Below are 6,724 nucleotides of genomic sequence, written 5' to 3'. Positions count from 1 at the left end.
AAAATAATTTAAATAGAAATATTAGTTATTAGAAAGAGCAAATAAATTAAAGTATGTTTATATATATATTTCTAAACATAACTTTCATTTTTTGATCTATAAAAAATGTAGCTTCCATAGACTGATAATTATATCTCGCTTACATTTCTTCAAGAGATGCTTTAAAAAATCTACTTTTTTGATGTATAATAAAGAATTAAGCAAACAGTTTTAATAAGTTAGATGTTATTTCATTTATAATATGATAATCGTTTCATCAAAAAAAAGAACATATAATTTGTTGATGATTTAATTGTTTTTCATAGAAAAAATGACGAGAAATTTCTATTCATTATGAAATTTATAAGAGAAAGAATTATTATGATTCATATAAATTTCCCATAAAATACAGCATATACCGACACTTCCTCCCATTCCTGATCCTATCAGTGCTCCTATTATTATTCCGGCAGAAAGTGCTACTCCTATACCCATTGCGATAACTGGACCAAATCCTGGAAGAGCAATATAACCATAAGCTGAAAGAATTGCCGCGATAGCTCCTGATATGCTTCCATTTAAACCGCCAATGAAAGCAAATTCTTTAATAGAATGGCAGCACTTTTTTAAGTTTTTTTTCTTATGGCTGTAAAAAGAAACGTTGCTGTAAGTTTTAAAATCAATCATATTCTTTTCTTTCATTTTGAATGCTAACTGTTCCTGAATAGTCAACGGATACGAAAAAATGGGACTTTTTAAATTTTACTAAAGCACGCCAGATGCCATTGTCATCTAAACGCAATCGTTTAATATTCTCAAAACCATTTTGCATAAGACAATTTTTAACTTGTGAAGCAGTAAATGAGTTTTGACCTATTTTAGTGACATTTTGAGTAGAGCTATAGGTAAAGGTTTGACAATAAGGAAGGTGAAAAACTTCACTTATTGAAGTAGTGACTATCAACGAGACACATACAATCATTATAAAAAAAGTACTTAATTTCAAAAATTTATTTAGTGTCATCTTGTTACCATTTGTTAAAACAACACTTCATTAACCTCTGTGTTACTAACAGGTTCCAAAGATGATTTTATTTTTAATATTATACTTAATAATAAAAAGATTTTAAAATCCATTGATTAAATAAAACTGTTTTTTATTATTTATTTTCTTATTAAAATTAATATTATAAAATAACTCTTTAAAAACGGTATTATTTTTCATTTTCTTTATAGTGCAAAATTTAACAGATGTGATTTAGCAAGATATCTTTACAATTTAAGCTTTAGTCTATAATTAAGTTTTATCTTATTTCATATCAATATGCTAAATATATATAATAATTTTTTCTTTCCTAGAAAGAACAAAGATATTTTTTGCATCAGTAATATGATATGATTGCAAAATGCAATTTATTATTTTTTTATTTTACGTTATTATCCATTATTGTTCAGTAGGGCTGTTTTGATGATTTTGTTGGAGATATTTGCATAATTTCCTTGAATCCATAACCCGGATACATTCCTTCGCGCATAAATAAATTACGTAATGGTGGAAAACTATGTAACAAACCAAGCCCAATGCTTCGTATGATATGAACAGGCAACATATGAGAAAGTAGAGCAGAGTTCAGTGTATGAACAGCTCCACTTCGGATTAATATATCTGGTTTGCGACATTTGTTATAATGTGCAACAATCATTTCAGAGTTAGAATTGGATATTTTATTAGGTAAAATATCAATTAAAGTTTGGACATCACGGAATCCTAAATTCAATCCTTGTGCCCCAATAGGGGGGAAAACATGAGCGGATTCACCGACTAAAATTGTTCGATTAGCAGCAAAATGACGAGAAAGAAGTCCGAAAAGCGGCCATGCTTGAATTGATGTTTCTAAGCTTAGCTTTCCAAGCATTGATTGCATTTTGTTTTCGATCATTTTTGCAATTGTTTTTGGTTCTGTATTCAATAATTCTTCAGCACGGGAAGGATGAACAACCCATACAAGACTAGATCTTCGTCCTGGTAGTGGAACCTGTGTAAATGGACCGTGTTCTGTATGAAATTCGGTTGATGTATTTTGATGAGAAAACTCATGAGAAAAGTTGAGAACAAGTGCTTTTTGTGGATAATTCCACTGTTTGACACTTATCCCTGCTGCGGCACGTGTAAGAGAGTGACGTCCATCAGCTGCAATAACAAGTGGTGCTTGAATGACTCTACAATCAGCAAGAGTAATACATACATGTTTTTTTGTGTGATGAACAGATTTGGCTGCAGAAACAAATCTTGTAATATTGGGCGTATGTGTAACAGCATCGACTAAAGCACTGTTCAATTTTACATTAGGTATATTATAGCCAAAAGCTTTTTCACCAATTTCAGCAGAAGAAAAATGCACCGTAGGAGCATGCACAATTCTAGAAGTTATATCTATAATTCTCATGGAAGATAAAGCTGCTGCATGTTTTTGAAGATTATCCCAAATATTGAGTTTTTGAAGCATGCGTATTGCAGGCATCATAAGAGCAGTTGTCCGTAACTCATCTGTATGAGCAGGGGGCCCAACAAGAAAAACAGAAAGCCCCTCATGTGCAAGACTCAGCGCCGCTAACATTCCGACAGGGCCTGCACCAATAACAGCAATATCTTTATGCTCTTCCTTTTCAAATATCACAATGACTTGAACCTTTCTCCATTGAGAAAATATTTTAACATTTCCAAATGATCGCTCTCTTTTTATTATATGAAGCTCTTCTATTATAGTATGTAATAAATAATGCGATATAAAAAAGTAACCTTTTTATGATTTTTTAAAATGCTGAGTTATATCATCGGTAAAAAATGGCGTATTGATAGATGGTTGAAGACTTTAAAAACGAGGATAAGAAAAACTTGAAACGTAAACTAACAAAGAAAATCAAAACAAATGCTAAATTATTACGCCATAAAAAAGTAACAATGCCACAAGCAAAGGCCTTTTCTGTTCATTTACTAACAGCTTCGGGATCATTTTTAGCGTTTCTTTCTCTTATATCAGCCTCTCAAAAAGAATGGACAGCTATGTTCTGTTGGCTTGGGCTTGCTCTTCTCGTTGATGGTATAGATGGACCAATTGCACGTAAACTTGATGTTAAATACGTTCTTCCAACATGGTCTGGAGAGCTGTTAGATAATATTATTGATTACGTGACTTATGTCTTAATTCCTGCCTTTGCACTCTATCAAAGTGGTTTTATGGGGGTAGGGTTATCATTTTCATTGAGTGCAATTATTGTTATTTCATCTGCTATTTATTATGCAGATACTAGTATGAAAACCAAAGAAAATTTTTTTAAAGGATTTCCTGTTGTTTGGAATATGATGATTTTTACGCTTTTTGTCGTCAGACCAGGAGAGTGGATTACTTTTATCATTATTGTTTTATCGGCGATTATATCTTTTTTGCCAATTTATTTTATTCATCCAGTAAGAGTCCTTCGTTTACGTAGGGTTAATTTTCCCATTTTTCTCTTATGGTGTTTTTTTGGTATTTCTGCCTTCTTTTATCAACTAGAGGCTCCCTATTGGGTTAAAATAGGAATTTCGGTAACAGGAATTTATATATATTGTATTGGTGCAATCATGCAAATATTTCCTCAACTTGGGGCAAAAAATATAAAAAAAACAATGAAATAGTTGTTTTAAGAAGGGTGTGAGATGCAAATTAATTTTGGAGCAGATGATGATATTTCTTTTACGAAAGAAGGGCGGGCTGGTATTATAAAGCTCACACGTCCTTCAGCATTAAATGCTCTTAATCAACGAATGGTTTCAGCTTTAAAAAAAGCTCTCAGAACATGGGAAACAGATGATAATGTTTCTTGTGTCTTAATTGAAGGGGAGGGGCGTGCTTTTTGTGCTGGTGGAGATGTTGTAGAAATCTATCATATGGGGAAAAGTGTTGCTGCTTGTCAATACTTTAGGGATGAATATAGCTTAAATGCTTATATCAAACATTTTTCAAAGCCCTACATTGCTTTCTTAAACGGTATTTGGATGGGAGGAGGGGTCGGTATTTCTCTCTATGGTTCGCATCGAATTGTTACAGAAAATACAGTTTTTGCTATGCCAGAAGGTGCGATTGGATTTTTCCCAGATGTAGGTGCAAGTTTTTTCTTACCATCTCTTCCCAATCATTTTGGCATCTATCTTGCATTAACGGGCGCACGCATAAAGTGGGGAGATTGCTTAAATTTAGGATTAGCAACACACGCCGTTGCTGAAACTGAATTCGATATGATTAGAAAAGCTGTTATTGAGCAAGGAGATCCTACTTTAGCTTTAAACGAGCGAGCAATTACAAAAGACTATGAAACAAGTCATGAAATACGTTGTATTATTAACAGTTGTTTTAGTGCCCATAGCTTAGAAGAATGTCTTGAGTTGCTACATAAAAAAAGCAATGAAGATGTTTTATTTGCTAAAGAATGTTATGATATTTTGCAGTCACGTTCCCCGACAAGTTTAAAAGTTATCTGGAAACAAATGAAACAAAATTCATCTCAAACGTTGGAAGATTGTATGAAAATTGAAAACCGCATAGTGCATCATATGATTCATTCACATGATTTTTATGAAGGTATACGTGCTATGTTAATCGATAAGGATAAAAGACCTCAATGGCAGCCAGATAAACTTTCAAATGTGACAGATGAAATGGTAGATTCTTACTTCCAACCTGTTGAACAAGAGTTATTATTGTGAAAAATAATTCTCACAAACAGATTTCAAAAATCAATTTAATCTATAACTGTTACTTACGGTTTTTGGCACTTATTTGCTTAGTTCTAGGTATTTGTTATTGGATACGCCTTGTTGGTGTTTTTCCAGGTATTCTATGGCGTTTTGATCTTATGCCTTGGCAGTGGCAATTTGCATCAGTTATATTGGCTATTCTCTATCCTATTGCCTTAGTTGGACTTTGGATGTATTCACTATGGGGCATCATTGTGTGGTGTATTGCAGCATTGATTGAAGCAATAACAATGTATTATTCCGATTTTATTTATCAGCCATTTGTACCATTATTTCATGGAATATTGTTTTTAGCTTTTATAGCACTACAAATTGTGATGATTTTTTTTAAAAGAGTAAAAAATAAAAAACATTGTGATTGAAATTTTCAAGCCAGAATAACAGGCTCGATTTTCAATCTTAGCTAACTTAAGTAGCTCATTTTAAAGATTCGTTCTTCAAAGCGCTGATGCTAGATATACTTTTTCTATAAAGTTCCATAATATATATTATGCGATAATATGATGCAGAAGATAAATCCTTTATCCAAAAAGAAAACCCTACTTTAAAACATCATCATAATATTTATATCATACAATTTACTTTTAAAATAAAATTTGGTCTTTAAGGTATATTCCTTAAAGACCAAAAATAGTGATAATGAAATTACGTCGTATAAATAATAAAAATTACTGTACTATTTTACAACGTTTCATACGTGCAAGATCACTCAAAACAGCATTACGGTTATTTAAAGCCGAAATTTCATTACTTTCACTGGATTTAGTATCCATAAAAAACAAAGCAGGTACAAATACAACACTTGCCGCTGCTAAAGCCACGTTTTTATTTCTTGCTTTAGAACGCTCTGCAATTGTATCATTAATCTGACGTTTATTAGCAAAAAACTCCCGTTGAATATCGGCACAACTCATTGATCCGTCATGTAATGTTGTCGTTGCAATATTTTTTTCTAAACGCCCCCCACATGCTGTTAAGGAAACCGCTAAAACCACAATACATACACCCCGCTTAAAATTCTTATACATAAAAGCCTCATTTTTGACATAAAAAACACTAAATATGTCAAAAATGAAATAAAATAAAGGATAAATTTAAAAGTATTTTATTTAACTTAAATATTGCGCATAATAAGCTTATGCATCTGTTTCAAAAGTAAGACCTTGATATGCAGGTTTTACATAGGATGGAACGTAATTTATAACCTTATTGTAATCCAGCGATCTGTCCATATGTGTGAGTATTGCTTGTTTTGGCTTTAAATATTCTATCCACTGTAATGCTTGATCAACAGAAAAATGACTCGGATGGAATTTAAATTGAAGAGCTTCAATGATGAGAACATCCAAATCCATTAATTTGGATAAAGTTTTTTCAGGAAATTTACTAACATCCGTACAATAGGCAACATTCCCAATCCGAAAACCTAAGGAATGAATGTTTCCGTGGTGTTGTAAATGTGTATTGACGCTTATTTCTCCGCCCTGCCCCTGAATAATAAATTGGCTATCTTCATTGATAAGATGCTCTTTTAAAATGGGAGAATAAGATGAATCTTTTGGAGTTTGAAAACAATATCCGAAAGCACTTTTGAGATGCTCTAGTGTAAATCTGTCGGCATAGATATCTATTAAACATTTTTGTGCAAGTGCATAGCTGCGTAAATCATCAATACCGTGGATATGGTCTGCATGAGAATGCGTGTAAAGAGCAGCATCAAGATGGCTTACACGCGCATCGATCATTTGTGAGCGAAAATCTGGACCTGTATCAATAACGATCGTTGTTTTTTCTCCTGAAGGTTTAATACGTTCAACTAATAAAGAACTTCTGTAGCGTTTATTTTTAGGGTTATTCGGATCACATGTTCCCCAATCACCATTAGGTCTTGGCACTCCTGGAGAAGGACCACAACCTAATATTGTAAATCGGTATTGATCACACATA

General features: G+C 32.6%; 8 protein-coding genes. 3 read left to right on the top strand and 5 right to left on the bottom strand.

The window, feature by feature from the left end:
• Window positions 1-324: 324 nt before the first annotated feature.
• From PVV63_RS05705 to PVV63_RS05695, 3 genes are all read right to left on the bottom strand, one after another.
• The gene (locus PVV63_RS05705; RefSeq protein ID WP_273791057.1) at window positions 325-681 is read right to left on the bottom strand and encodes a hypothetical protein; all 357 of its coding nucleotides are present in this window, start codon (window positions 679-681) and stop codon (window positions 325-327) included.
• On the bottom strand, window positions 659-1,003 hold the full coding sequence (locus PVV63_RS05700; protein WP_273791056.1) for a hypothetical protein: 345 nt from the start codon (window positions 1,001-1,003) through the stop codon (window positions 659-661). Before PVV63_RS05700 ends, PVV63_RS05705 begins: the two co-directional genes overlap by 23 nt.
• Window positions 1,004-1,430: 427 nt before the next feature.
• Window positions 1,431-2,657 carry a UbiH/UbiF family hydroxylase gene (locus PVV63_RS05695; protein WP_273791055.1) on the bottom strand — a complete coding sequence of 409 codons (1,227 nt, stop codon included), beginning with the start codon at window positions 2,655-2,657 and terminating at the stop codon, window positions 1,431-1,433.
• A 182-nt stretch (window positions 2,658-2,839) separates the two neighbouring features.
• On the opposite strand from PVV63_RS05695, the gene pcsA reads away from it, so the two are divergent.
• Genes pcsA through PVV63_RS05680 form a run of 3 tightly spaced genes read left to right on the top strand, consistent with a single transcriptional unit; the run spans window position 2,840 to window position 5,139 of the window.
• Entirely contained in the window at window positions 2,840-3,658 is an 819-nt protein-coding gene (gene pcsA / locus PVV63_RS05690; protein ID WP_273791054.1) for a phosphatidylcholine synthase, read from the top strand.
• 21 nt (window positions 3,659-3,679) lie between these two features.
• Window positions 3,680-4,726, top strand: a complete 1,047-nt coding sequence (locus tag PVV63_RS05685; RefSeq protein ID WP_273791053.1) for an enoyl-CoA hydratase/isomerase family protein — start codon at window positions 3,680-3,682, stop codon at window positions 4,724-4,726.
• Entirely contained in the window at window positions 4,723-5,139 is a 417-nt protein-coding gene (locus PVV63_RS05680; RefSeq protein ID WP_273791052.1) for a DUF6163 family protein, read from the top strand. Before PVV63_RS05685 ends, PVV63_RS05680 begins: the two co-directional genes overlap by 4 nt.
• A gap of 306 nt (window positions 5,140-5,445) precedes the next feature.
• Here the strand turns inward: PVV63_RS05680 and PVV63_RS05675 are convergent, their stop codons facing one another.
• Window positions 5,446-5,805 (bottom strand): hypothetical protein, encoded by a 360-nt coding sequence (locus PVV63_RS05675; RefSeq protein WP_273791051.1) that lies wholly within the window; start codon window positions 5,803-5,805, stop codon window positions 5,446-5,448.
• A gap of 108 nt (window positions 5,806-5,913) precedes the next feature.
• Window positions 5,914-6,723 (bottom strand): MBL fold metallo-hydrolase, encoded by an 810-nt coding sequence (locus tag PVV63_RS05670; RefSeq protein ID WP_273791050.1) that lies wholly within the window; start codon window positions 6,721-6,723, stop codon window positions 5,914-5,916.
• Between the last annotated feature and the right edge of the window lies 1 nt (window position 6,724).

The sequence above is a fragment of the Bartonella sp. CM31XJBT genome, assembly GCF_028618555.1.
GTDB lineage: Bacteria > Pseudomonadota > Alphaproteobacteria > Rhizobiales > Rhizobiaceae > Bartonella.
This window is presented reverse-complemented; position numbering and strand designations above follow the sequence as displayed.

What these genes read in the sequence shown, in the direction of transcription:
- PVV63_RS05705 (WP_273791057.1), bottom strand. Translation starts at nt 681, where the DNA reads ATGAAAGAAAAGAATATGATTGATTTTAAAACTTACAGCAACGTTTCT.
- PVV63_RS05700 (WP_273791056.1), bottom strand. Translation starts at nt 1,003, where the DNA reads ATGACACTAAATAAATTTTTGAAATTAAGTACTTTTTTTATAATGATT.
- pcsA (WP_273791054.1), top strand. Translation starts at nt 2,840, where the DNA reads ATGGTTGAAGACTTTAAAAACGAGGATAAGAAAAACTTGAAACGTAAA.
- PVV63_RS05685 (WP_273791053.1), top strand. Translation starts at nt 3,680, where the DNA reads ATGCAAATTAATTTTGGAGCAGATGATGATATTTCTTTTACGAAAGAA.
- PVV63_RS05675 (WP_273791051.1), bottom strand. Translation starts at nt 5,805, where the DNA reads ATGTATAAGAATTTTAAGCGGGGTGTATGTATTGTGGTTTTAGCGGTT.
- PVV63_RS05670 (WP_273791050.1), bottom strand. Translation starts at nt 6,723, where the DNA reads ATGTGTGATCAATACCGATTTACAATATTAGGTTGTGGTCCTTCTCCA.